The organism is Gemmobacter sp. (genome assembly GCF_046292685.1).
GTDB lineage: Bacteria > Pseudomonadota > Alphaproteobacteria > Rhodobacterales > Rhodobacteraceae > Wagnerdoeblera.
Genome location: NZ_JBKBQM010000007.1, coordinates 46,649 through 69,780, shown reverse-complemented (window position 1 = coordinate 69,780; position 23,132 = coordinate 46,649). Strand labels below are relative to the sequence as shown.

Genomic DNA, 23,132 nt, shown 5'->3' with positions numbered 1-23,132 from the left:
GCGGCTGCCGGGCCTGCAAGCCCTGTTCCCCGCCGGCGGCAGGCAAGCTGCGCAGCACAAGAGCCGGTTCACGATGGCATGGCGAGGTGGGTTGCAAGTCTGCGCTTGCTCGTTTAAACGAAGCGGCGTGTTGCCTCAGCCACTCGGCTGCTTCATCCGCGGTTCCCGGGCATCGCCGGGAAATGCAGGTGAACGCAGCGTAGCGCGGCGCGTGGCACGCAGGTGGTCAGGCTGCGGCAGGGCCAGGTGAGAGGAGTGCCGCTGTAGCTCAGCTGGTAGAGCACGTCATTCGTAATGATGGGGTCGGGGGTTCGAGTCCCTTCAGCGGCACCAGTCTTCTCGGAAACCTTCCTGCGGTTCCATGCGTTCGCAAGGCCGGATCTGCTCCGCGCTGGCCGGATCGGCCTGCAAGGCGCCTGTCCTGTCGGCAGGTCCGGTGCCCGGGGTCATCCGCCATCCAACGCGCGGATCAGCCTGCGTTCCAGCACCCGCAAGACCTGGGCAAGGTCGGCCCCGCGCCGCAGGATCTGGCCGTCGGCGCCGACGACGGTATACATGCCCTGGCGCGCGCGCAGCTTCGGTCGTTTCTCGATCCGGTAAAGCGGCACCTCGGCGGTTCGGCGAAACACCGAAAACACGGCCAGGTCGCGCAAGGTGGAAATGGCGTAGTCGCGCCATTCGCCGGCGGCCACCATCCGGCCATAGACCGACAGGATCGCACCCAGTTCCTTGCGGTCGAAGCTGACGACCTCGGGAACAGGCGAGGGGATCGGAAACGGAACGGGGCCTTGCGGTGTCGTCATCCTGTCAGATTACCGCGCACCTGTTGCAAAGCAACGCAAAAGGGGCGGGTTGAGTCCCGCCCCACTGCTCGCCTTGCCTTGCCGTAAGTCAGATGATGGTTGCCTTGCGCGCCGGCCTTGCGCTTCGCAGGCCGTCATCGCGCCTGTGCCGCCTGCATGCGGACCAACCTTCGGCGAAACGGGCACACACAGCGTCGCTGCGCGGGGTGCGCCCGAAGCCGGAGGGCCGGCACCAGCGCGCCTTTCGCGCCCGGGTCGATGCGCAGGCACCCTGCGCCTGTTCCCTTGATTCTGCGCTGTGCATTGCCTTCGTCGCCAATGCGGCCCCTTTGTATCGGCACCGGGCCATGCCAGCGCGGTGCAATTCCAAGAATAGCCCTGCGCAGTGCCACAACGCTGCGTCAGCGGCCATGCCGGCCCTTGCGGGCATTCCCTAGAAAAAACCTTCCCCGACGTCAGGCGGACAGGTTCTGTTGCCGCATCCTGACCTGCGCCACGCCAGAGATTAGCAACCGTGCCGCGAATCAGTCAAGATAAAGTGATTCGCCGTTATGGCGCCGCGACATGCTGCGGTCAGCCGTTTTCTCGCAGCACCGACCCGGCCAGATACAGCGACCCGCAGATGATGACCCTTGCCTGCGGGGCGGCCTTGGCAATCGTCGCCAGGGCTGCGGCGACCGATTCCGCCTCGGACGCAGGGATGCCAACGGCGACGGCTGCGTTGCGCGTCACTTCGGCCGGCAGGGTATTCGCCTCTCCGGGGATCGACACGGCATGCAAGGCTGCCAGGTGCGGGGCCATCGGGCGCAGGAAGCCGGCGATGTCCTTGGTGTTCAGCATCCCGCAAATGGCATGGGTCGCGCGGCGGGGCAGGGCGGCCAGCGTGGCGGCCAGCGCCTCGCCCGCCGAAGGGTTGTGGCCGCCATCCAGCCACAGTTCCACGTCGGGGGCCAGGTCCACCAGCGGGCCGCGGCGCAGCCGCTGCATGCGGGCCGGCCAGTAGGCCCGGGTGACGGCCGCCTCGCACGCCGCCTCGCCATGCCCGAGGTGCCGCAGCACCGCCAGCGCGGCACCGGCGTTTTCGATCTGGTGCGGGCCCGGCAGGTTGGGCAAGGGCAGGTCCAGCAGGCCGCGTTCGTCCTGAAACACCAGCCGCCCGCGTTCCGACCAGGCCTGCCAGTCGCGGTTGGCCACGATCAGCGGCGCCCCCACCGCCTCGGCCCGCGCCTCGATCGACGCCAGGCCTTCGGGCCGTTGCGGGCCCACCACGCAAGGCACGCCCGGCTTGAGGATGCCCGCCTTTTCGGCCGCGATCAGGTCTACGGTTTCGCCAAGGTATTGCTGGTGGTCCAGCGACACCGGGGTAATGACGCAGATCGCCGGCTTGTCCACCACATTGGTGGCATCCAGCCGCCCGCCAAGCCCGACCTCCAGCAGCAGCGCATCGGCGGGGATGCGCGAAAACGCCAGCAGAGCGGCGCAGGTGGTGATCTCGAAATAGGTGATCGGGTCGGGGCCGTTCGCCGCTTCGGTTTCTGCCAGCAGGTCGGCCAGTTCGGCTTCGCCGATGATCTCGCCCGCGACCCGAATCCGTTCGTGGAACCGCGCCAGATGCGGCGAGGTATAGGCGTGGCAGGTCAGGCCCGCGGCCTCCAGCCCGGCACGGATCATGGCCTGGGTGCTGCCCTTGCCGTTGGTGCCAGCCACATGGATCACCGGAGGCAGGCGGCGTTCGGGGTGGCCCAGCCGTTCCAGCAGGCGCCAGACGCGATCCAGTGTCAGGTCGATGATCTTGGGGTGCAGCGCCATCATCCGTTCGAGGATGACATCGGAACCTTGGGCAGGCATGGGCAACCTATGAAAGGGGTGTTCGGGCAAACTATGCCAGCAGGCCTTGCGCCGGCATGATCGCCGGCGACCGCGCATGTGCTGCCTGCGTCAGGCGGATTCGGCCGGCGCAGCAGGTTCGGGCGCGGGCTGCGCCAGTTCGCCGCGAATCGCCGGCGGCTGCCCGGTCAGCAACCGCAGGATCGTGACCAGCTCGTCCCGCAGCGCCTTGCGGTGGGTCACCCGATCCAGCATGCCGTGGTCCAGCAGGTATTCGGCGCGCTGGAACCCTTCGGGCAGCTTTTCGCGGATGGTCTGCTCGATCACCCGGGGGCCGGCAAAGCAGATCAGGGCGTTCGGCTCGGCGATCTGCACGTCGCCCAGCATGGCATAGCTGGCGGTGACGCCGCCGGTGGTCGGATGCGTCAGCACCACGACATAGGGCAGGCCGGCTTCCTTCAGCATCTGGACGGCAACGGTGGTGCGCGGCATCTGCATCAGCGACAGGATGCCCTCCTGCATCCGCGCACCCCCGGCGGCGGAAAACAGCACCAGCGGCCGCTTCAGCTCCAGCGCGCGTTGCGCCGCCGCGATCACCGCGTTGCCTACATACATGCCCATCGACCCGCCCATGAAGGCAAAGTCCTGCGCTGCGGCGACGATCGGGGTGCGCAGCACCTCGCCCTCGGCGACCAGCATCGCTTCCTTTTCGCCGGTGGCCTTCTGTGCGGCCTTCATGCGTTCGGGGTATTTCTTCTGGTCCTTGAACTGCAGCGGGTCGGCCAGCGGCTCGGGCACCTTCACTTCGGTGAACACGCCGCCATCGAACAGCGCCGCAAAGCGCGCCCGCGGCGTGATGGCCATGTGGTGGTCGCAATTGGTGCAGACGTTCAGGTTGTCGGCCAGCTCGCGGTGGAACAGCATGGTTCCGCACTCGGTGCATTTCGTCCAGAGGTTCTCGGGCACCTCGCGGCGCGAGAACAGCGAGTTGATCTTGGGTCGGACGTAATTGGTGATCCAGTTCATCGCGCATCCCCTGCACCGGCTGAGCCTGCCAGATAAGACGCCCGGCCCGGAATTGCAATCGCGGGCCGGTCCTTGCCGGCGCGCCTGATGCGGCCATCAGGCCGCGCCGGGCGCGCTTGCGACCCGATCAGCCCTTTTCCCGCAGGCGGAAACGCTGGATCTTGCCGGTGGCGGTTTTCGGCAAGGCGCCGACGAAGTGCACCCGCCGCGGATACTTGTAGGGCGCGATGGTAGCCTTGACGTGATCTTGCAGGATCTTCACCTCGGTCGGCCCGGGTTCGACCCCCGGCGCCAGCACGACAAAGGCGGAAACCACCTGGCCGCGTTCCTCGTCGGCTTCGCCGATGACGGCGCATTCGGCCACATCGGGGTGTTTCAGCAAGGCGGCCTCCACCTCGGGCCCGGCGATGTTGTAGCCGGCCGAGACGATCATGTCGTCGTTGCGGGCGGCAAAGTGGAAATACCCCTCCTCGTCCTGCCAGAAGGCATCGCCCGTCAGGTTCCAGCCGTTCAGCACGTATTTCTTCTGCCGTTCGTCGGCCATGTAGCGGCACCCCGTGGGCCCGCGCACCGCCAGCCGCCCCACCTGGCCACGCGGCAGCTCGGCACCATCCTCGCCGATGATCTTCGCTTCGTAACCCGTGACGGGCTTGCCGGTGCAGGCGGGGCGATGGTCGGTGAAGCGGTTGGAAATGAAGATGTGCAGCATCTCCGTGGCGCCGATGCCATCCAGCATGGGCTTGCCGGTGCGGGCGATCCATTCTTCGTAAACCGGGGCAGGCAGAGTTTCGCCGGCCGAAACCGCGGCACGCAGCGACGACAGGTCCACCCCTTCGCTCATCGCCTTCAGCATGACCCGGTAGGCGGTGGGGGCGGTAAAGCACACCGTGGCGCGGTATTGCTGGATCATCTCGATCATGTTCTGCGGCGAGGCGTTTTCCAGCAGACAGGCGGCGGCGCCGAACCGCAGCGGAAACACCGCCAACCCGCCGAGGCCAAAGGTAAACGCCAGCGGCGGCGAGCCGATGAACACGTCGTCCGGCGTGACACCCAGCACCTCGCGCGCATATCCGTCGGCGATGATGAGGATGTCGCGGTGGAAATGCATGGTGGCCTTGGGTTCTCCGGTCGTGCCGCTGGTAAAGCCCAGCAAGGCCACATCGTCGCGCCCGGTGCGCACCGCCTCGAACCGGACCGATTTGCGCAAGGCGGCGCGGTCCAGTTCGGCATCGTGGTTCGCGGTGCCGTCAAAACCCACGACCGTGCGCAGGAACCGCGAATGCTTGGCGCAATCGACCAGTTCGTCCATCAGGCGCGTGTCGCACAGGGCCAGCGCGATTTCCGCCTTGTCGACGATGGCCGCCAGTTCGCCCGACCGCAGCATCGGCATGGTGTTCACCACCACCGCGCCCGCCTTGGTTGCCCCCAGCCAGCAGGCCACCATCGCGGGGTTGTTCGCGCTGCGGATCAGCACGCGGTGGCCGGGCTTCACGCCGTAATCCTCGACCAGCACATGCGCGATGCGGTTGGTCCAGTCGGCCAGTTCCTTGTAGGTGCGCATCCGTCCGTTTCCGATCAGCGCGGTATGGTCGCCGAATCCGCGCTCCACCATCCGGTCGGTCAGCTCTGCCCCGACATTCAGCCATTCGGGATAGGCAAAGCGCCCGTGCAGCAGGTCGGGCCACTGGTCGGCCGGCGGCAGCCGGTCGCGGGTGAAGGTATCGACATGCCCCGAAGGGCCAAGCATCTGGCCGTTCATCCTGTTCTCCCTGTCAGTCGGCCTCTGTCGGGCCATTCGTTCGGCGCCCTGGGCGGGGCAAACCGGGCGCCGCAGGGGCGCCCGGCCGGTATCACTCCGGGATTACGGCGGTGGCTTCGATTTCCACCTTGGCACGGTCTTCGACCAGCGCCACCACCTGCACCAGCGCCATCGCCGGGAAATGCTTGCCGATGGTTTCGCGGTAGGCGCGCCCGACCTCGCGCAGGTTGTCCAGGTATTCGCGCTTGGACGTGACATACCAGGTCAGCCGCACGATATGTTCGGGCCGCCCGCCCGCGCAGGCCAGCACCTCGACGATGTTGGCCAGCGTCTGGCGCACCTGGCCGGCGAAATCGTCGGTCTCGAATTCCTGCTGGCCGTTCCAGCCGATATGCCCGCCCAGAAACACCATCCGGCCGCGTGCCGCCATGCCGTTGGCATAGCCGACCGCGGGCTTCCATCCCTTGGGGTTGAGGAAATCGTGCGGGCTCGTCGTTTCAGCCATTCCGGCCTCCCTTGGCAAGTTCTTCGTCCAGTTTCGTCCGGATTTCCTCGGGCCAGGGCGCCGCGCGCCCGCCGTCGATCCAGACCAGCGTGTTTTCGGTTTCCAGCCGCACCTCGTCGCCGACCGCGGCCACGATCCGCACCGTGGCGCTCGACCGCCCCACCGCCTTGACCGTCAATGTGAACGGCACCTTGTCGCCCAGCCGCGACGGCGCACGGAAATCGCAGCGGATGGAAACCGTGGGCACGCCGTTGTGCGCCCCCCCCGAATGCATCCGGGCAAAGGAATAGCCGACCACATCGGCGAAGAAGTTTTCCACCACCGAGTTCGTCATCTCGAAATAGCGGGGGTAGAACACGATCCCCGCCGGGTCGCAGTGGTTGAACTCGATCGGGATGATGCGGGTATAGCTCATGCCCCCAGCGCCGCCCGCGCGATGACCACCCGCTGCACGTCGCTGGCACCTTCGTAGATGCGCAGCGCGCGGATCTCGCGGTAAAGCGATTCCACGGCAAAGCCGTGCCGCACGCCGTCGCCGCCATGCAGCTGCAGCGCGGTGTCGATCACGCGCTGCGCCGCCTCGGTGGCATAAAGCTTGGCCATTGCCGCCTCGCGGCTCACCCGCGCCGCGCCCGAATCCTTGGTCCAGGCGGCGCGATAGATCAGCAGGGCGGCGGCATCCACCTCCAGCGCCATATCGGCGATGTGGCCTTGCACCATCTGGTAATCGGCCAGCGTCGCGCCCGACACCCGGGGCTTGCGCACCCGCTCCAGCGCCTCGTCCAGCGCGCGCCGCGCAAACCCCAGCGCGGCAGCCCCGACGGTCGAGCGGAACACGTCCAGCACCGACATGGCAATCTTGAACCCGTCGCCGGCCCGCCCGATCAAGGCGCTTTCGGGCAGTTCCACCCCATCCAGCCGCAGATGCGCGAGCGGGTGCGGTGCGATCACCTCGATCCGGTCCACCACCGACAGACCCGCCACATCCGCCGGCATCAGAAAGGCCGACAAGCCCTTGGCCCCGGGCGCCTCGCCCGTGCGGGCAAAAACCACATAGACATCGGCAATGCCGCCGTTTGAAATATAGGTCTTTTCCCCCGTCAACCGAAAGCCGCCCTGCACCCGCTCGGCCACCGTCGCCGTATGGGCCACATCCGAGCCCGCCCCCGGCTCGGTCAGCGCAAAGGCCGAAATCGCTCGCCCCGCCCGGGTGCGCTCCAGCCAGGCCCGCTGTCCGGGGCTGCCGAACAGCGACACTGCGCCCATCCCCAACCCCTGCATGGCAAAGGCAAAATCCGCCAGCCCGTCATGGCGCGCCAGCGTTTCGCGGATGATGCACAGCGTGCGCACATCCAGCGTCTCGCCGGCCCCCGCGCCGGTGTGCCGCAACCAGCCGCCATCCCCCAGCATCGCCACCAGCCCACGGCAGGCGGCATCGGCATCGCCGTGATCCACCGGCAGGTTGGCCGCGCACCAGGCGTCCAGCGCCTCGGCCAGGGCACGATGCCGGTCCTCGAAGAACGGCCAATTCAGGAAGGAACGATCTGCCATTTTCTGTCCTCAAATATCCTCGGGGATTTTCAAGGGGGGCGATCCCCCCTTGAAGCGGGGGTGCGGGGGCGGCAGCCCCCGCCGGCTCGCTCAATTCCCTTCGAACACCGGCTTTTCCTTGGCGACAAAGGCGTTGTAGGCGCGCACGAAATCCTGCGTCTGCATGCAGATCGCCTGCGCCTGCGCCTCGGCCTCGATCGCCTGTTCCAGACCCATGTTCCATTCCTGATTGAGCTGGGTCTTGGTGATGCCGTGGGCAAAGGTCGGCCCGGCCGCGATGCGCTTCGCCAGCGCCATCGCCTCGGCTTCCAGCGCGCCGGCATCGTGCAGCGCGTTCCAGAAGCCCAAGCGCTCGCCTTCCTCGGCCCCCATCACCCGGCCGGTGTACAGCAGTTCCGCCGCCCGCCCCTGCCCGATGATCCGCGGCAGCATCGCACAGGCGCCCATGTCGCAGCCGGCAAGACCCACGCGGGTGAACAGGAAGGCGCATTTGGCATCCCGCGTTGCCAGCCGCAGGTCCGACGCCATGGCGATGATCGCGCCCGCACCGACGCAGATGCCGTCCACCGCGGCGATGATCGGCTTGCCGCAACCGATCATCGCCTTGACCAGATCGCCGGTCATGCGGGTAAAGGCCAGCAGCTCCTTCATGTTCATCTTCGTCAGCGGCCCGATGATCTCGTGCACGTCGCCGCCGGAACAGAAGTTCCCCTGGTTCGAGGCAAAGACCACCACATCCACATCGGTGGCATAGACCATCCGGCGAAAGGTATCGCGCAGCTCGGCATAGCTGTCGAAGCTCAGGGGATTCTTGCGTTCGGGCCGGTTCAGCCGCACCACCGCGACCCGGTCCTTCACCTCCCACAGGAAGTGCTGCGGCTTGAGGCCCGCCAGTTCGATCTCGGTCATTCCTTGTCCTTTCCCATCCGCTTCAGGATCGCGGTCAGCGCATCCAGATCGGCTTCGTCCATATCCTCGAAGATACGGCTCAGTTCCGCCTCGTGCCCGGCGGCCCAGGCTTCGAACACGCGCGCGCCTTCCTCGGTCAGCGCGACATAGACCGTGCGCCGGTCGGTTTCCGAAGGGCGCCGCTGCACCAGCCCGTCCTTTTCCAGCCGGTCCACCACCGTGGTGGCATTGCCGTTCGAGACCAGCAGCATCCGGCTCAGCTCGCTCATCGTCACGCCGTCGCGCCGCCGCCACAGCGCCGCCATCACGTCGAAACGTGGCAGCGTGGTATCGTGCGTCACGCGCAGGTATTCGCGCAACCGCCCTTCCGTCGCCCGGGTGACCCCCAGCAGGCGGATCCACATCTTCAACCGGCGCTTCGACAGCGGGTCGCTCATACCTCTCCTCCGGCAATGGCTATCGCCTGCCCGTTCATCGCATCGGAACCCGGTCCGCACAACCACAAGGCAGCGGCCGTCACCTCGGCCGGCTGCACCAGGCGGCCTTGCGGGTTGGTGGCGGTCAGCGCGCCCAAGGCAAAGGCGCGGTCCTTGCCGGTCTTGGCCATGATGTTGGCGATGCTGCGCTCCGTCATTTCGGTATCGAGGAACCCGGGGCACAGCGCATTCACCGTCACCGGCTTCTTCGCCACCTCCAGCGCCAGGCTGCGCACCAGCCCGACCACCCCATGCTTGGCCGCGGCATAGGGCGCCACATAGGCATAGCCCTTGAGCCCCGCCGTCGAGGCCACGGCAATCAGCCGCCCCCAGCCCTGCATCTGGCGCAAGCCTTCGCGGAAGGTCAGGAAGGTGCCGGTCAGGTTGACCGCCAGCATGGCGTTCCAATGCTCCATCGTCACCTTGCCCATCGGCGCGCTGTCCGAGGCACCGGCATTCGCCACCACGATGTCGCAAGGCCCGGCTGCGGCGAACATCGCCGCGACGCTGGCTTCGTCGGTCACATCGGCCTGCAAGGCGCGGGTGCCGGGCAGGCTGGCCGCCACCTGTTCCAAGGGCTCCATCCGCCGCCCGGCCACCACCACCTCGGCCCCCGCGGCGGCAAAGCCGCGGGCCAGGTCGGCCCCCGCCCCGGTGCCGCCGCCGGTGACCAGCACCCGCTTGCCTGCCAGGATCATGCCCGGATCACTTCCTGTTGCCGTTCGCGCAGACGGAAGGCCAGGTCGCGCCCGCCCTTGTAGGGTGCCGGCCATTCGCTGGCCGTATCGCCCTGCTCCACCGCGGCGTGCAGCGTCCAGTAGGGGTCGGCCAGATGCGCCCGCGCCAGGCACACCAGATCGGCGCGACCGGCCATCAGGATGCCGTTGACCTGATCCCAGTCGCTGATGTTGCCCACCGTCATCGTCGGGATGCCCGCCTCGTTGCGGATGCGGTCGCTGAACGGGGTCTGGAACATCCGGCCGTAAACCGGCTTTTCCGCCGGGTCGGTCTGGCCCGAGGACACGTCGATGATGTCGGCGCCGGCGGCATGGAACATCCGCGCGATCTCGACCGCCTCGCTCGGGGTCACGCCGCCTTCGATCCAGTCATGCGCCGAAATCCGCACGCTCATCGGCTTGTCGGCCGGCCAGGCCGCCCGCATCGCCGCAAAGACCTCCAGCGGATAGCGCATGCGGTTTTCCAGGCTGCCGCCATAGGCATCGGTGCGCCGGTTGGTGACGGGCGAGATGAACTCGCCCAGCAGATAGCCGTGGGCAGCGTGCATCTCGATCATGTCGGCACCGGCGCGGTCGGCCATCTGCACGGCGGCCACGAACTGGTTGCGCACCATGTCCATGTCGGCGCGGTCCATCTCCTTGGGCACGCCGTTTTCGGGGCGATAGGGAATGGCGCTGGGCGCCAGCGTCTGCCAGTTGCCCGACTTCAGCGGACGGTCGATGCCGCCATCCCACGGCACGCAGGTCGAACCCTTGCGCCCGGCATGGCCGATCTGCATGCACAGCTTTGCGCTGGTTTCGGCATGGATGAAATCGGCCAGCCGCTTCCACGCCGCCTCATGCTCGGGCGCATAGAGGCCAGGGCAACCCGGCGTGATGCGGCCGATGTCGGACACGCAGGTCATTTCGGTAAACACCAGCCCCGCACCGCCCTTGGCACGTTCGGCATAATGCACGAAATGCCAGTCGGTCGGGCAGCCGTCCACGGCCTTGTATTGCGCCATCGGCGACAGCACGATGCGGTTCTTCAGCTCCATCCCGCGCAGCCGCAGCGGCGCAAACATCGGGCGCCGCCCCTTTTGCCCGCCGGCCTGTTCCTGGAACCAGTCCTCGGCCGTTTCCAGCCAGGCCTTGTCGCGCTTGCGCAGGTTCTCGTGGCTGATGCGCTGGCTGCGGGTCAGCAGCGAATAGGCGAACTGGATGGGCGGCATGTCCAGATACCGCTCGACCTGCTCGAACCATTCCAGGCTGTTGCGCGCCGCCGATTGCAGCCGCAGCACCTCGACCCGGCGTTCGTCCTGATACCGCTGGAAGGCCGCTTCCATCGTCGGTTCCGAATGCAGGTAGGTGGCCAGCGCAATCGCGCTGTCGAACGCCAGTCGCGACCCCGACCCGATGGAAAAATGCCCCGTCGCCGCGGCATCGCCCATCAGCACGACGTTTTCGTGATACCACTTCTCGCAGATCACGCGGGGGAAGTTCATCCATACCGCCGAACCGCGCAGGTGGGCGGCGTTGGAAATCAGGTTGTGCCCGCCCAGATGCGCCGCAAAGATCTTCTCGCAGGTGGCGATGGTTTCTTCCTTCTCCATCCGCTCGAAACCCCAGTTGTCCCAGGTTTCCTGCGTGCATTCCACGATGAAGGTCGCGGTGTTGTCGTCGAACTGATAGGCATGGGCCCAGACCCAGCCGTGTTCGGTCTTTTCGAAGATGAAGGTGAAGGCGTCGTCGAACTTCTGGTGCGTGCCCAGCCAGATGAACTTGCACAGCCGCATGTCGATGTCGGGCTTGAACACGTCGGCGTATTCCTTGCGCACCAGGCTGTTGATGCCGTCGGACGCCACGACCAGGTCGTACTCCTTGCGGTATTCCTCGGCCGACCTGAACTCGGTCTGGAACTTCAGCTCCACGCCCAGCTCGCGGGCCCGCGCCTGCAGCAGGATCAGCATCTGCTTGCGCCCGATCCCGGCAAAGCCATGCCCGCCCGAAACGGTGCGCACGCCGTTGTGCACGGTGGCGATGTCGTCCCAATAGGCAAAGTGCGACCGGATCGCCTCGGTCGAAACCGGGTCGTTCTTCTGCATGCGCCCCAGCGCATCGTCCGAGAGCACGACCCCCCAGCCGAAGGTGTCGTTGGCCCGGTTGCGCTCCAGCACGGTCACCTCGTGCGAAGGGTCGCGCAGTTTCATCGAGATGGCGAAATACAGGCCAGCCGGCCCGCCCCCCAGACACAGAATCTTCATGTAACCCTCCGATGGCGCGTTTGAGCCCACGGTATCAGTGCGTTTGCATTATTTCAAGCTTGAAGCTTTAGGCTCGCGCGTTTTCTGCAACTCCGTCCGGGCTTGCAAGCCCGCGGGTTCGGTGCAATGCCGCAGTCAACCGGTATGCGCGAGGGGCAGCATGGCAAACCGAAAGGCGACAGGCTGATGCAGGCGCTGGTCATCGGCGCCGGGCCCGCCGGCCTGATGGCCGCCGGCGAAATGGCGCGCGCCGGTCTGTCGGTGACTGTTGCCGAGGCGAAGCCCTCGCCGGCGCGCAAGTTCCTGATGGCGGGCAAGTCCGGCCTCAACCTCACGCGGGCCGAGCCGCTGGCCGCCTTCGTTCCCCGCTATCCGCAAGGCGCCGACTGGCTCGCCCCCATGCTGGCCGCCTTCGGCCCCGATCAGGTGCAGGCCTGGGCCGCCGCGCTGGGTCAGCCGGTGTTCACCGGCTCCACCGGCCGGGTCTTTCCCGTCGCCATGAAGGCTTCGCCCCTGCTGCGGGCCTGGCTGGCGCAACTTGCCGGTCTGGGGGTCCAGCTCCACACCCGCTGGCGCTGGCAAGGTTTCGATGACGACCGCCTGCGCTTCGACACGCCGCAGGGCGAACGCACCCTGACCCCGGCGGTCACCGTGCTGGCCCTGGGCGGCGCCAGCTGGGCGCGGCTCGGCTCCGATGCCGCCTGGGTGCCCTGGCTCGCCGCGCGCGGGGTGCAGATCGCGCCCTTTCTCCCTTCCAATGCCGGCCTTGCCGTTGCCTGGTCCGATCACATGCAGCGCCACTTCGGCGCCGCCCTGAAAGGCCTGCGCCTGACCGCGGGGCCCCTGACCTCGCGCGGCGAAATCGCCTTGTCCGCCCGCGGGCTCGAAGGTGGCGGGCTCTATCCCCTCACCCCCGCCTTGCGCACAGGCGCGGCACTGGTCATCGACCTCGCCCCCGATCTTGCGGCCCCGACACTCGCCGCCCGGCTTGCCCGGCGCGGCAAGGACAGCCTGACCACCACGCTGCGCAAGGCCGGGCTCGACGCCGCCAAGACCGCCTTGCTGATGGAATGCGCCCGCCCGCTGCCAACCGACCCCGCCGCCCTCGCGGCCTGCATCAAGGCGCTGGAGGTGCCCCACCAGGGCCCCCGCCCGATGGACGAGGCGATATCCACCGCCGGCGGCATCACCCGCGCCGCCTGCGACCAGGGCCTGCAACTCCGGGCGCTGCCCGGCATCCACGCCGCCGGCGAAATGCTCGACTGGGACGCCCCGACCGGCGGCTACCTGCTCACCGCCTGCCTCGCCACCGGCCGCTGGGCCGGCCGGGCGGCCGCGGGCCTCGACCCGGCATCGCCTTTTTCACCTTGACCCAAATATCCTCAGGGGTGAATGGCCCGGCACGGGCCAGAGGGGGCAGACAGCCCCCTGTGCCTTGCCATCAGCCGCGCGGCGGCTGCACCAGCCCGCGCTGAACCGCCGGACGTTCCAGGAAACGCTCCAGATACCCCGGCACATGGCGCAACTCGGCCCAGCCCGTCAGATCGCCGGCCTTGTAGAAATCGCGCAAGGTCCGCAGCCACGGCGCAATCGCCATGTCGGCGATCGAGTAATCCCCCGCCGCCCAGTCGCGCCCCTCCAGCCGCCCGTCCAGCACCCGCAACAGCCGTGCGGCTTCGGCGCGGTAACGCTCCTTGGGGCGCGGATCCTCGATCTCCTTGCCGGCAAAGCTGTGAAAATAGCCGAGCTGCCCGAACATCGGCCCCACCCCGCCCATCTGGAACATCAGCCATTGCAGCACCTCGTAGCGCTGCGCAGCCGGCAGGAACTGCCCGGTCTTTTCCGCCAGATAGATCAGGATCGCCCCGCTTTCGAACAGCGCCAGCGGTGCGCCGCCGGGGCCGGCCGGGTCGATGATCGCGGGGATCTTGTTGTTGGGGTTCAGCGACAGGAACTCGGGGCTCAGCTGGTCGTTGGTTGCGAAATCCACCAGATGTGCGTCATAGGGCAGGCCGCATTCCTCCAGCATGATCGAGACCTTGACCCCGTTCGGCGTCGGCAGCGAATACAGCTGGATCGCCTGCGGGTTGCGCGGTGCCCAGCGGCGGGTGATCGGAAAATCTGCAAGCGTGGTCATGACATGGTCCTCTGCGGTGCCGGTGCAGGCTAGCCGCAAATTTCCGCTGAAAGAAGCGTCCCGCCTGTGCAATAGTGCCCCCGAGCCTGTGCAAAACGCTTTCGGGACGGGGGCAAGCCAGGCCAGACACGCGACCGGACAAGAACAAGGGAACCGGAAATGCTCAACGAGTTCAAGACTTTCATCGCCAAGGGCAACGTCGTCGACCTTGCGGTCGGCATCATCATCGGCGCGGCCTTTACCGCCATCGTCAATTCGCTGGTCTCCGACCTCATCAACCCGATCATCGGGGTCATCACCGGCGGCATCGACTTTTCCAACCTGTTCATCAATCTCGGCAGCACCGACTATCCCTCGCTGAAAGCCGCGCGGGATGCCGGGGCGCCGGTGTTCGCCTATGGCTCGTTCATCACCGCGGTCATCAACTTCCTCATCATCGCCTGGGTGGTGTTCCTGCTGGTCAAGGCGGTGAACAAGCTCAAGGATGCCGCGGTGAAAAAGGAAGCCGCCGTCGCCGCGACCGCTCCCAAGGGCCCGACCGCCGAGGAACTGCTTGCGGAAATCCGCGATACGCTGAAGGCGCGCAGCTGAAAGGGCAAAGGGGGCGCGCGCGCCCCCTTCCGGCCCGAGCCGGGCCCGTCACCCTCGAATATCATCGCGCCCGCGCAAGGCGGGCCGCCGGGCGCGCGGTTACAGCGCCAGCGCCTCGGCCCCGGTGATCGACGGCAAGCCCAGCGCCGCCCCCACCGCCGGGTAGGTCAGCCGCCCGGCATGCACGTTCAGCCCCTCCAGCAGATGCGGGTCTTCGGCGCAGGCGCGTTTCCAGCCCTTGTCGGCCAGCGCCAGCAGGAAGGGCAGCGTCGCGTTGCCCAGCGCCAGGGTCGAGGTGCGCGCCACCGCGCCGGGCATGTTCGCCACGCAGTAATGCACGATCCCGTCCACGGTATAGATCGGGTCGGCATGGGTCGTCGGGCGCGAGGTTTCGAAGCAGCCGCCCTGGTCGATGGCAACATCGACGATGACCGCCCCGGGCTTCATCGTGGCCAGCTGCGCCCGGCTGACCAGCTTGGGCGCCGCGGCACCCGGAATCAGCACCGCGCCGATCACCATGTCGGCTTCGGCAACCAGTTCGGCGGTGTTGCCCGCGCTGGCGAAGACCGACTTGAAGTCGCGCCCGAAGGCATCGTCCAGATGGCGCAGCCGCGGCAGCGACCGGTCCAGCACCGTCACATCCGCGCCCATCCCCGCGGCCACCCGGGCGGCATGGGTGCCCACCACGCCGCCGCCGATCACCACCACCTTCCCCGGCGCCACACCGGGCACGCCGCCCAGCAGCACGCCGCGCCCGCCGTTGGCCTTTTGCAGCGCCCAGGCCCCCACCTGCGGCGCCAGCCGCCCGGCCACCTCCGACATCGGCGCCAGCAAGGGCAGACCCCCGGCGCGGTCGGTCACGGTTTCATAGGCGATGCAGGTCGCGCCCGATTTCAACAGGTCGTGCGTCTGGTCCGGATCGGGGGCGAGGTGCAGATAGGTGAACAGCACCTGGCCTTCGCGCAGGCGCGCCCGCTCGACCGCCTGAGGTTCCTTGACCTTCACGATCAGCTCGGCCCAGGCAAAGACCTCGTCCGCGCTCGGGGCGATGCGGGCGCCGGCGGCGACATAGTCGGCGTCGGCGAACCCGGCGCCAAGGCCCGCGCCGGTTTCCACCAGCACCTCGTGGCCATGCGCCACCGCCTCGCGCGCGGCGTGCGGCGTCAGGCCGACGCGGAATTCCTGCGGCTTGATTTCCCTTGGGCAACCGATCTTCATGGTGACTTCCCTTTGCATCCCTGTGCGCCCCGGTCTGTGCGTCGGCGCTTATGGCGCGATGATGGCGCCGAATTGGTGCAAAATCCTTGAGTTTTCGCCGCCTCACCGCGCGCATGACGCAACCCTGTTGCGCACCCGGGCCAAATCGTGGCAGATTCTTCGCATGACCGATCTCGACCCGACCGACCGGCGCATCCTGACCGTGCTGCAACGCGACGGGCGCATTTCCAACGCCGATCTGGCCGAACAGGTCAACCTGTCGGCCAGCGCCTGCCACCGCCGCGTGCAGCGGCTGGAGGCCGAAGGCTACATCGACCGCTACGTGGCCTTGCTCGACGCGCGCCGCATGGGGCGCCCGACCACCGTGTTCGTCGAAATCACCCTGCAAGGCCAGGCCGACGAGCTGCTGGACGCCTTCGAGCGCGAGGTGGCCAAGGTGCCCGACGTGCTGGAATGCAACCTGATGGCCGGCTCGGCCGACTATCTGCTGAAGATCGTGGCCCGCGACACCGAAGATTTCGCCCGCATCCACCGGCAATACCTGTCGCGCCTGCCGGGGGTGGCGCAGATGCAATCCTCGTTCAGCCTGCGCACGGTGCTGAAAACCACGGCGATTTCGGTATGACCCTGTCCGACGCCGCCATCGCCGCCACCGCCGCCCGCGTGCTGCGCACCGAAGGCCAGGCCGTTCTGGCCCTGGCCGATGCGCTGCCCCCCGGCTTTGCCGAGGCGGTGCGCCGGGTGCTGGCCACGCCGGGGCGGGTGGTGGTGTCGGGCATGGGCAAATCGGGCCATGTCGGGCGCAAGATCGCGGCCACCCTTGCCTCGACCGGCACGCCGGCGCTGTTCGTCCACCCGGCCGAGGCAAGCCACGGCGACCTTGGCATGGTCACGCCGGGCGACCTGTGCATCCTGTTGTCGAACTCCGGCGAAACGGCGGAGCTGCGCGACCTGATCGCGCATTGCGCCCGCTTTGCCATTCCGGTGGTGGCGGTCAGCCGGGTGCCCGGATCGACGCTGATGCGGGCGGCGCAGGTGCCGCTGCTGCTGCCCGACGCGCCCGAGGCCTGCGGCTTCGGCATGGCGCCCACCACCTCGACCACCCTGCAACTGGCGCTGGGCGATGCGCTGGCCCTTGCGGTGATGGAGGTGCGCCGCTTTCGCCCCGACCAGTTCCGCAGCTATCACCCCGGCGGGCGGCTGGGTGCGCAACTGTCCGAGGTGCATCAGATCATGCACCGCGGCGAAGCCGTGCCGCTGGTGCCGCGCGCCTTGCCCATGCCCGACGTCATCCTGACCATGACCGCCAAGGGCTTCGGCATTGCCGGGCTGACGGACGAGGCCGGCCTCTTGGTCGGCGTGATTTCCGATGGCGACCTGCGCCGCAACCTCGACGGGCTGATGACCCGCACCGCGGCCGAGGTCGCCAACCGCGCGCCCGTGACTGTGGCGCCCGAGATGCTGGCGGCCGAGGCGTTGCGCGTGATGAACCAGCGCAAGATCGGCGCCTTGTTCGTGGTGGAACAGGGGCGGCCCGTCGGCGTGCTGCACCTGCACGACCTGCTGCGCGCGGGGGTGGCCTGATGGTGGAAATCGGCAGCCTGACGCTGGCGCAGGATCGGCCGCTGGTGCTGATCGCCGGGCCGTGCCAGCTGGAAAGCCTCGATCACGCGCGGATGCTGTGCGACGGCATCCTGCGCGCGGCCGATGGCATGGGCGTGATCTTCAAGGCCAGCTACGACAAGGCCAACCGCACCTCGCTGTCGGGCGCGCGCGGGGTGGGCATCGGGCGGGGGCTGGAAATCCTCGCGCGGCTGCGCGATGAATTCGGCGTGCCGGTGCTGACCGACGTGCACGAACCGGGCCATTGCGCCAGCGTGGCGCAGGCGGTGGATGTGCTGCAGATCCCCGCCTTTCTCTGCCGTCAGACCGATCTGCTGCTGGCCGCGGGCGAAACCGGGCGGGCGGTGAACATCAAGAAGGGCCAGTTCCTGGCACCCTGGGACATGGCGCATGTCGCGGCCAAGGTGGCCAGCACCGGCAACCGCCGCATCCTGCTGTGCGAACGCGGCACGTCCTTTGGCTACAACACCCTGGTCAACGATTTGCGCGCCTTGCCGCAGATGGCGGCGACCGGCTTCCCGGTGGTGTTCGATGCCACCCATTCGGTGCAGCAGCCGGGGGGGCTGGGCGGTGCCTCGGGCGGGCAGCGCGAATTCGTGCCGGTGCTGGCGCGGGCGGCTGTCGCGGTCGGGGTGGCGGCGGTGTTTCTGGAAACGCACGAGGCACCCGACCGCGCGCCCAGCGACGGGCCCAACATGGTGCCGCTGGCCGATCTGCCGGCGTTGCTGGCGCGGCTGCGTGCCTTCGATGCGCTGGCCAAGGGGCTGTGATGCGGGCCTGTATCGTCATTCCCGCGCGTTACGCCTCCAGCCGCTATCCGGGCAAGCCGCTGGTGCCCTTGCGCGGGGCCACCGGGCAGGCGCGCAGCTTGCTGGAACGGTCGGTTGCGGCGGCCCGTGCCACCGGGTTGCCGGTGTTCGTCGCCACCGACGATGCCCGCATCGCGGCCGAGGCCGAACGGGTCGGGGCGCCGGTGATCCTGACCTCCGACACCTGTCGCAACGGCACCGAGCGCGTGGCCGAAGCGGTGGAACGTGCCGGGATTTCGGCCGATGTGGTGGTGAACCTGCAAGGCGATGCGCCGCTGACGCCGCCGCATTTCGTGCCCGCGCTGATGGCGGCCTTGCGCGACGATCCCGAGGCGGCCATGGCCACCCCCGCCTTGCGCTGCGATGCCCGGGCGCTGGCCAACCTGCGCGCCGATCGTGCCGCCGGTCGGGTCGGCGGCACCACGGTGGTGCGCGACCGCCGGGGCAGGGCGCTGTATTTTTCCAAGGAGGTGCTGCCCTTTGGCGGGGCGGCCGAGGGCGCCGGGCCCGTGCCGGTGTTTCACCACGTCGGGCTTTACGCCTATCGCCCCGAGGCACTGCGGCGCTATGCCTTGCTGCCCCCCGGCGATCTGGAGCAGCTCGAAGGGTTGGAGCAGTTGCGGTTCCTAGAAAACGCCATGCCGATCATTGCACCCGAGGTTTCCGCCGGTGCAGCCGAGTTCTGGGAGCTGAACAACCCCTCCGACGTCGCCCTGATCGAGGCGGCCCTGGCGCGGATGAACCTGCCCTGATGCCCCTCAGCCCGCGGCGGTGGGCACCGGCACCGGACGGCCCACAAAGGTCTTGTCCCCGTCGCGGACCGCGATGCGCCCGTCGCCGAAGGCGCGCACGAACAGCCCCTGCACCGATACGCAACTACCAAGTGTGATCGTACGGATCATGTGACCTCCCCCGAGTCAGATCGTAGGAGAAGGTTGACCCAGAATGGTGAACAAATCATCAGCAGACTGTGGGTCGTGCCGAAATCGCGAACGGTTGATGAATCTTTTGCGGCAGGGGTGCAACACTTTTTCCACCAAAGCGCCCGACAATCGGCCCGTTGCGGAAATGCCGCAACGCGGCAGCCTTGCGCTGCGGCCTCTGGCGGCGACTTGAAGGGCGGCAGATTCGCTGCTAACGGCGCCGACATGGCCCGGATCATCGCCTCGAAACGCACCACCACCAAGACCACCGCTGCGGCGGGGTGTCTTCGGGTGTGCGCGGCCTGACAGCCGGACCAAACCCCGAAAGCCCCGCCCGAGACGGACGGGGCCACAGCCGGAACGGTGCCCGTCCTCTCCCCGATCCCAGGAGAAGACCATGCCCGCCCGATCCCTCCCCTCGCAGCCTTCGGTTGCCATCGTCGGCGCCACCGGCGCTGTCGGCGTCGAGCTGCTCGGCTGCCTTGAACAGCGCGCCTTTCCCGTCTCGCGGCTCAGGCTGCTGGCCTCGGCCCGGTCGGCCGGCAAGACCATGACCTTCCGCGGCCAGCCGGTGACGGTGGAGGAGCTGACGCCGGACAGCTTTGCCGGCGTCGATCTGGCGCTGTTTTCGGCCGGCTCGGGCCTGTCGAAAAGCCATGCCCCGCTGGCGGTGCAGGCGGGCGCGGTGGTGGTGGACAATTCCTCGGCCTTCCGCATGGCGCCCGAGGTGCCGCTGGTGGTGCCCGAGGTGAACGCCGCCGCGATGGAAGGGCACGGCGGGATCATCGCCAACCCGAACTGCGTCGCGGCCATCGCCACGGTGGCGCTGGCGCCCCTGCACCGGGCGGCGCCGATCCGGCGGCTGAGCCTGGCGACCTATCAGGCCGCAAGCGGGGCCGGCGCGGCGGCGATGGAGGAGTTGCGGCTGGCCACCGCCGCCGCCTTGCGGGGCGAGGATTACCCGCCGCAGGTGCTGCCGCACCCGTATGCCTTCAACTTCTTCAGCCACAACGCCGCGATGGACCCGGAAACCGGCTACAACGGCGAGGAAACCAAGGTGGTGGCCGAAACCCGCCGCATCCTGGACCTGCCCGACCTGCCGGTGGGCATCACCTGCATCCGCGTGCCGATCCTGCGGGCGCATGGCATGGCGATTTCGGTGGCGTTCGACGCCCCGGTCGATGTGGAGGCCGCCCGCGCCCTGCTGGCCGCGGCCCCGGGGGTGAAGCTGGTGGACGACCGCGCGGCCAATCACTTCCCCATGCCCAGCGAGGCGAGCGGGCAGTATGACGTGCTGGTCGGGCGCCTGCGGCCCGACTGGGCCGACCCTTCGGGGCGCACGCTGGCGATGTTCGTGGTGGGGGACCAGCTGTTGAAGGGCGCGGCGCTGAACGCGGTGCAGATCGCCGAGGCGCTGCTGCCGCGCCAGGGCTGACCCCGGGCCCCGCGCCCCTGTCCCTTGAAGGGACAGGGGTGCGCATGTGAAAAATCAAAGGCTTGCACACGCAAATTAACGAATCGTCAACGATTGGCGCCGATGCGAGACCCGCCTTGTGCCTGACAAAGGGCGCGGAACCGGGGTTGTTTCAGGCTGTGCACGACCGCCTGAAAGACCCCGCCCTTGATCCTTTACCCTGCCTTTGCCGCCTTTGCGGAAAACCGCGAAAGACCGGGCGCCCGCCGCCTGCCCCATGCCGCTGGAGCGCATCCGCAGCGCGCGCTGGCGGGGGCGCCGGCAGGCTGACGCGGGGGCGCCGGCAGGCTGACAAAGGGGCCGCGGCAGACCGGGGCCGAAATGACAGCGGCCCCGGGGACACTCCCCGGGGCCGCTGCAAGAGTTTGCGAAAGCCTCAGCCCTCGGCGGCCTCTTTCTTCGCTTCGGTGATTTCCGCGCCGGTTTCCTGATCGACCATCTTCATGCCGAGGCGCACCTTGCCGCGTTCGTCGAAGCCCAGGAGCTTGACCTTGACCTCCTGGCCTTCCTTGAGCACCTCGTTGGGGTGGTTCAGGCGCTTGCCCGAGATCTGGGACACGTGCACCAGACCGTCGCGCTTGCCGAAGAAGTTCACGAAGGCGCCGAAGTCCACCAGCTTGACCACGCGGCCGGTGTAGATCTTGCCTTCTTCGGGCTCGGCCACGATGGACCAGATCATGTCGTAGGCGCGCTTGATGGCGTTGGCATCGGACGAGGCGATCTTGATGACGCCGTCATCGTTGATGTCCACCTTGGCGCCCGACACCTCGACGATCTCGCGGATGACCTTGCCGCCCGAGCCGATCACTTCGCGGATCTTGTCGGTGGGGATGGTCAGCGTTTCGATCTTGGGCGCATAGGCCGAGAAGCCTTGCGGTGCCGACAGCGCCTTGGCCATTTCGCCCAGGATGTGCAGGCGGCCGTCCTTGGCCTGCGCCAGCGCCTGCTTCATGATGTCGGGGGTGATGCCCGCCACCTTGATATCCATCTGCAGGCTGGTGATGCCCTTTTCGGTGCCGGCCACCTTGAAATCCATGTCGCCGAGGTGGTCCTCGTCGCCGAGGATGTCGGTGAGCACGGCCCAGGAGCCGTCCTGTTCCAGGATCAGGCCCATCGCCACGCCGGCCACGGGCGCCTTGAGCGGCACGCCGGCATCCATCATCGACAGCGACGCCCCGCAGACCGTGGCCATCGAGGACGAGCCGTTCGATTCGGTGATTTCCGACACCACGCGCAGGGTGTAGGGGAATTCGGTCGGCGCCGGCAGCACGGCTTGCAGCGCGCGCCACGCGAGCTTGCCGTGCCCGATCTCGCGCCGGCCGGGGGAACCGACGCGGCCCACCTCGCCCACCGAATAGGGCGGGAAGTTGTAGTGCAGCAGGAAGTTCGACCGGGTGTTGCCGTTCAGCGCGTCGATGATCTGTTCATCCTCGCCGGTGCCCAGCGTGGTGACGCAGAGCGCCTGGGTTTCGCCGCGGGTGAACAGGGCCGAGCCGTGGGTGCGCGGCAGGACGCCGGTTTCCACCCAGATCGGGCGCACGGTTTTCGTGTCGCGCCCGTCGATGCGGATGCCCTTTTTCACCACGTCGCCGCGCAGGATGTCGGATTCCAGCTTCTTGATGGCGGCGCCGAGGTCGGGGTTGGCCTTGTCTTCGTCCGAGAGGGCGGCGACGATGGCATCGGCGGCCGCGCCGATGGCGGTGGTGCGTTCCTGCTTGTCGCGGATGGCGAAGGCGGCGCGCATCTGCGCCTCGCCCGCGGCCTTGACCTTGGCGTAGAGGCCCGAGATGTCGGGCGGCGTGAAGTCGAAGGGTTCCTTGGCGGCTTCTTCGGCGAAGTCAATGATGAGGTCGATCACCGGCTGCATCTGTTCGTGGCCGAACACCACGGCGCCGAGCATTTCGTCCTCGGTCAGCTCGTAGGCTTCGGATTCGACCATCATCACGGCGTCCTTGGTGCCGGCAACCACGAGGTCGAGGCGCTGTTCGGGCTTGCCGCGCAGCTGGGTCATGTCGTCCATCGCCGGGTTCAGCACGTAGCCGCCGTTGACGAAGCCGACGCGCGCCGCGCCGATCGGGCCCATGAAGGGCACGCCCGAGATGGTGAGCGCGGCGGAGGCCGCGATCATCGCCACGATGTCGGGGTCGTTCACGAGGTCGCACGACAGCACGGTGGCCATCACGAGGACTTCGTTCCTGAAGCCTTCGACGAACAGCGGGCGGATGGGGCGGTCGATCAGGCGCGAGGTCAGCGTTTCCTTTTCGGAGGGGCGCGCCTCGCGCTTGAAGAACCCGCCGGGGATCTTGCCGGCGGCGTAGTATTTTTCCTGGTAGTGGACGGTCAGCGGAAAGAAGTCCTGGCCGGGTTTCGCGGTTTTCGCAAAGGTCACGTTGGCCATGACGCTGGTTTCGCCCAGCGTGGCGATGACCGAGCCGTCGGCCTGGCGGGCAACGCGGCCCGTTTCCAGCGAGAGCGTTTCGTTGCCCCACTGGATCGATTTCTTGGTGATGTTGAACATGCA

General features: G+C 67.9%; 23 protein-coding genes and 1 tRNA gene. 9 read left to right on the top strand and 15 right to left on the bottom strand.

All coding sequences use genetic code 11. The features are described from left to right. Window positions 1-257 precede the first annotated feature (257 nt). Window positions 258-333 (top strand) — tRNA-Thr (locus ACK4S2_RS03485). Window positions 334-446: 113 nt separating this feature from the next. Here ACK4S2_RS03485 and ACK4S2_RS03480 read toward each other — a convergent pair. The 11 genes from ACK4S2_RS03480 to ACK4S2_RS03430 all read right to left on the bottom strand — a co-directional run bounded on the left by ACK4S2_RS03480 (window position 447) and on the right by ACK4S2_RS03430 (window position 11,836). Continuing rightward, window positions 447-803 (bottom strand): DUF2794 domain-containing protein, encoded by a 357-nt coding sequence (locus ACK4S2_RS03480; RefSeq protein WP_409620356.1) that lies wholly within the window; start codon window positions 801-803, stop codon window positions 447-449. Window positions 804-1,376: 573 nt separating this feature from the next. Next, window positions 1,377-2,651 (bottom strand): bifunctional folylpolyglutamate synthase/dihydrofolate synthase, encoded by a 1,275-nt coding sequence (locus tag ACK4S2_RS03475; protein WP_409620354.1) that lies wholly within the window; start codon window positions 2,649-2,651, stop codon window positions 1,377-1,379. A gap of 90 nt (window positions 2,652-2,741) precedes the next feature. Then, a complete protein-coding gene (gene accD, locus ACK4S2_RS03470) occupies window positions 2,742-3,656 on the bottom strand; it encodes an acetyl-CoA carboxylase, carboxyltransferase subunit beta (RefSeq protein WP_409620352.1) in 915 nt (304 codons plus the stop codon). Between the two features lie 127 nt (window positions 3,657-3,783). Continuing rightward, window positions 3,784-5,403 (bottom strand): AMP-binding protein, encoded by a 1,620-nt coding sequence (locus ACK4S2_RS03465; RefSeq protein WP_409620384.1) that lies wholly within the window; start codon window positions 5,401-5,403, stop codon window positions 3,784-3,786. Between the two features lie 103 nt (window positions 5,404-5,506). Then, complete coding sequence (locus tag ACK4S2_RS03460) at window positions 5,507-5,920, bottom strand: RidA family protein (protein WP_409620350.1); 414 nt, start codon at window positions 5,918-5,920, stop codon at window positions 5,507-5,509. Beyond that, window positions 5,913-6,335: an acyl-CoA thioesterase gene (locus tag ACK4S2_RS03455; RefSeq protein WP_409620348.1), complete on the bottom strand. Its 423-nt coding sequence runs from the start codon at window positions 6,333-6,335 to the stop codon at window positions 5,913-5,915. The genes ACK4S2_RS03460 and ACK4S2_RS03455 overlap by 8 nt, the downstream gene beginning before the upstream one ends. Then, window positions 6,332-7,471: an acyl-CoA dehydrogenase family protein gene (locus tag ACK4S2_RS03450; protein WP_409620346.1), complete on the bottom strand. Its 1,140-nt coding sequence runs from the start codon at window positions 7,469-7,471 to the stop codon at window positions 6,332-6,334. The genes ACK4S2_RS03455 and ACK4S2_RS03450 overlap by 4 nt, the downstream gene beginning before the upstream one ends. Before the next feature lie 90 nt (window positions 7,472-7,561). Beyond that, window positions 7,562-8,380: an enoyl-CoA hydratase family protein gene (locus ACK4S2_RS03445; RefSeq protein ID WP_409620344.1), complete on the bottom strand. Its 819-nt coding sequence runs from the start codon at window positions 8,378-8,380 to the stop codon at window positions 7,562-7,564. Continuing rightward, a complete protein-coding gene (locus ACK4S2_RS03440; RefSeq protein WP_409620342.1) occupies window positions 8,377-8,817 on the bottom strand; it encodes a MarR family winged helix-turn-helix transcriptional regulator in 441 nt (146 codons plus the stop codon). Before ACK4S2_RS03440 ends, ACK4S2_RS03445 begins: the two co-directional genes overlap by 4 nt. Continuing rightward, window positions 8,814-9,554 (bottom strand): SDR family NAD(P)-dependent oxidoreductase, encoded by a 741-nt coding sequence (locus ACK4S2_RS03435; protein WP_409620340.1) that lies wholly within the window; start codon window positions 9,552-9,554, stop codon window positions 8,814-8,816. Before ACK4S2_RS03435 ends, ACK4S2_RS03440 begins: the two co-directional genes overlap by 4 nt. Beyond that, complete coding sequence (locus ACK4S2_RS03430; protein ID WP_409620338.1) at window positions 9,551-11,836, bottom strand: bifunctional salicylyl-CoA 5-hydroxylase/oxidoreductase; 2,286 nt, start codon at window positions 11,834-11,836, stop codon at window positions 9,551-9,553. The genes ACK4S2_RS03435 and ACK4S2_RS03430 overlap by 4 nt, the downstream gene beginning before the upstream one ends. 186 nt (window positions 11,837-12,022) lie before the next feature. Between ACK4S2_RS03430 and ACK4S2_RS03425 the strand changes: the two genes are divergently transcribed. After that, the gene (locus tag ACK4S2_RS03425; RefSeq protein WP_409620336.1) at window positions 12,023-13,207 is read left to right on the top strand and encodes a TIGR03862 family flavoprotein; all 1,185 of its coding nucleotides are present in this window, start codon (window positions 12,023-12,025) and stop codon (window positions 13,205-13,207) included. A 70-nt stretch (window positions 13,208-13,277) separates the two neighbouring features. Here ACK4S2_RS03425 and ACK4S2_RS03420 read toward each other — a convergent pair whose 3' ends face one another. Then, window positions 13,278-13,973 (bottom strand): glutathione S-transferase N-terminal domain-containing protein, encoded by a 696-nt coding sequence (locus ACK4S2_RS03420; protein WP_409620334.1) that lies wholly within the window; start codon window positions 13,971-13,973, stop codon window positions 13,278-13,280. A 159-nt stretch (window positions 13,974-14,132) separates the two neighbouring features. Between ACK4S2_RS03420 and mscL the strand changes: the two genes are divergently transcribed. Further along, window positions 14,133-14,564 (top strand): large conductance mechanosensitive channel protein MscL, encoded by a 432-nt coding sequence (gene mscL, locus ACK4S2_RS03415; protein WP_409620331.1) that lies wholly within the window; start codon window positions 14,133-14,135, stop codon window positions 14,562-14,564. A gap of 99 nt (window positions 14,565-14,663) precedes the next feature. Here the strand turns inward: mscL and ald are convergent, their stop codons facing one another. Next, complete coding sequence (gene ald / locus ACK4S2_RS03410; protein WP_409620329.1) at window positions 14,664-15,782, bottom strand: alanine dehydrogenase; 1,119 nt, start codon at window positions 15,780-15,782, stop codon at window positions 14,664-14,666. A gap of 163 nt (window positions 15,783-15,945) precedes the next feature. Here ald and ACK4S2_RS03405 point away from each other — a divergent pair, with 163 nt between their 5' ends. From ACK4S2_RS03405 to ACK4S2_RS03390, 4 genes are read left to right on the top strand one after another with little or no spacing between them, the layout of a single operon-like run. Next, window positions 15,946-16,407, top strand: coding sequence for an Lrp/AsnC family transcriptional regulator (locus tag ACK4S2_RS03405; RefSeq protein WP_409620327.1), 462 nt, complete (start codon window positions 15,946-15,948; stop codon window positions 16,405-16,407). Then, the gene (locus tag ACK4S2_RS03400) at window positions 16,404-17,366 is read left to right on the top strand and encodes an SIS domain-containing protein (RefSeq protein WP_409620325.1); all 963 of its coding nucleotides are present in this window, start codon (window positions 16,404-16,406) and stop codon (window positions 17,364-17,366) included. The genes ACK4S2_RS03405 and ACK4S2_RS03400 overlap by 4 nt, the downstream gene beginning before the upstream one ends. Then, entirely contained in the window at window positions 17,366-18,175 is an 810-nt protein-coding gene (gene kdsA / locus ACK4S2_RS03395) for a 3-deoxy-8-phosphooctulonate synthase (protein ID WP_409620323.1), read from the top strand. Before ACK4S2_RS03400 ends, kdsA begins: the two co-directional genes overlap by 1 nt. Then, complete coding sequence (locus tag ACK4S2_RS03390; protein WP_409620321.1) at window positions 18,175-18,966, top strand: 3-deoxy-manno-octulosonate cytidylyltransferase; 792 nt, start codon at window positions 18,175-18,177, stop codon at window positions 18,964-18,966. Before kdsA ends, ACK4S2_RS03390 begins: the two co-directional genes overlap by 1 nt. Window positions 18,967-18,972: 6 nt before the next feature. Here ACK4S2_RS03390 and ACK4S2_RS03385 read toward each other — a convergent pair whose 3' ends face one another. Continuing rightward, a complete protein-coding gene (locus ACK4S2_RS03385) occupies window positions 18,973-19,116 on the bottom strand; it encodes a hypothetical protein (protein WP_409620319.1) in 144 nt (47 codons plus the stop codon). 418 nt (window positions 19,117-19,534) lie between these two features. Here ACK4S2_RS03385 and ACK4S2_RS03380 point away from each other — a divergent pair, with 418 nt between their 5' ends. Beyond that, window positions 19,535-20,572 carry an aspartate-semialdehyde dehydrogenase gene (locus ACK4S2_RS03380; RefSeq protein ID WP_409620317.1) on the top strand — a complete coding sequence of 346 codons (1,038 nt, stop codon included), beginning with the start codon at window positions 19,535-19,537 and terminating at the stop codon, window positions 20,570-20,572. 186 nt (window positions 20,573-20,758) lie between these two features. Beyond that, entirely contained in the window at window positions 20,759-20,881 is a 123-nt protein-coding gene (locus ACK4S2_RS03375; RefSeq protein ID WP_409620315.1) for a hypothetical protein, read from the top strand. Window positions 20,882-20,987: 106 nt separating this feature from the next. Here ACK4S2_RS03375 and pnp read toward each other — a convergent pair whose 3' ends face one another. Continuing rightward, the gene (gene pnp, locus ACK4S2_RS03370; protein ID WP_409620313.1) at window positions 20,988-23,129 is read right to left on the bottom strand and encodes a polyribonucleotide nucleotidyltransferase; all 2,142 of its coding nucleotides are present in this window, start codon (window positions 23,127-23,129) and stop codon (window positions 20,988-20,990) included. Window positions 23,130-23,132 lie beyond the last annotated feature (3 nt).

Bases quoted from the DNA above. Each gene is read 5' to 3' on its own strand.
- ACK4S2_RS03480 (WP_409620356.1), bottom strand. From the start codon at position 803: ATGACGACACCGCAAGGCCCCGTTCCGTTTCCGATCCCCTCGCCTGTT.
- ACK4S2_RS03475 (WP_409620354.1), bottom strand. From the start codon at position 2,651: ATGCCTGCCCAAGGTTCCGATGTCATCCTCGAACGGATGATGGCGCTG.
- accD (WP_409620352.1), bottom strand. From the start codon at position 3,656: ATGAACTGGATCACCAATTACGTCCGACCCAAGATCAACTCGCTGTTC.
- ACK4S2_RS03465 (WP_409620384.1), bottom strand. From the start codon at position 5,403: ATGCTTGGCCCTTCGGGGCATGTCGATACCTTCACCCGCGACCGGCTG.
- ACK4S2_RS03460 (WP_409620350.1), bottom strand. From the start codon at position 5,920: ATGGCTGAAACGACGAGCCCGCACGATTTCCTCAACCCCAAGGGATGG.
- ACK4S2_RS03455 (WP_409620348.1), bottom strand. From the start codon at position 6,335: ATGAGCTATACCCGCATCATCCCGATCGAGTTCAACCACTGCGACCCG.
- ACK4S2_RS03450 (WP_409620346.1), bottom strand. From the start codon at position 7,471: ATGGCAGATCGTTCCTTCCTGAATTGGCCGTTCTTCGAGGACCGGCAT.
- ACK4S2_RS03445 (WP_409620344.1), bottom strand. From the start codon at position 8,380: ATGACCGAGATCGAACTGGCGGGCCTCAAGCCGCAGCACTTCCTGTGG.
- ACK4S2_RS03440 (WP_409620342.1), bottom strand. From the start codon at position 8,817: ATGAGCGACCCGCTGTCGAAGCGCCGGTTGAAGATGTGGATCCGCCTG.
- ACK4S2_RS03435 (WP_409620340.1), bottom strand. From the start codon at position 9,554: ATGATCCTGGCAGGCAAGCGGGTGCTGGTCACCGGCGGCGGCACCGGG.
- ACK4S2_RS03430 (WP_409620338.1), bottom strand. From the start codon at position 11,836: ATGAAGATTCTGTGTCTGGGGGGCGGGCCGGCTGGCCTGTATTTCGCC.
- ACK4S2_RS03425 (WP_409620336.1), top strand. From the start codon at position 12,023: ATGCAGGCGCTGGTCATCGGCGCCGGGCCCGCCGGCCTGATGGCCGCC.
- ACK4S2_RS03420 (WP_409620334.1), bottom strand. From the start codon at position 13,973: ATGACCACGCTTGCAGATTTTCCGATCACCCGCCGCTGGGCACCGCGC.
- mscL (WP_409620331.1), top strand. From the start codon at position 14,133: ATGCTCAACGAGTTCAAGACTTTCATCGCCAAGGGCAACGTCGTCGAC.
- ald (WP_409620329.1), bottom strand. From the start codon at position 15,782: ATGAAGATCGGTTGCCCAAGGGAAATCAAGCCGCAGGAATTCCGCGTC.
- ACK4S2_RS03405 (WP_409620327.1), top strand. From the start codon at position 15,946: ATGACCGATCTCGACCCGACCGACCGGCGCATCCTGACCGTGCTGCAA.
- ACK4S2_RS03400 (WP_409620325.1), top strand. From the start codon at position 16,404: ATGACCCTGTCCGACGCCGCCATCGCCGCCACCGCCGCCCGCGTGCTG.
- kdsA (WP_409620323.1), top strand. From the start codon at position 17,366: ATGGTGGAAATCGGCAGCCTGACGCTGGCGCAGGATCGGCCGCTGGTG.
- ACK4S2_RS03390 (WP_409620321.1), top strand. From the start codon at position 18,175: ATGCGGGCCTGTATCGTCATTCCCGCGCGTTACGCCTCCAGCCGCTAT.
- ACK4S2_RS03385 (WP_409620319.1), bottom strand. From the start codon at position 19,116: ATGATCCGTACGATCACACTTGGTAGTTGCGTATCGGTGCAGGGGCTG.
- ACK4S2_RS03380 (WP_409620317.1), top strand. From the start codon at position 19,535: ATGCCCGCCCGATCCCTCCCCTCGCAGCCTTCGGTTGCCATCGTCGGC.
- pnp (WP_409620313.1), bottom strand. From the start codon at position 23,129: ATGTTCAACATCACCAAGAAATCGATCCAGTGGGGCAACGAAACGCTC.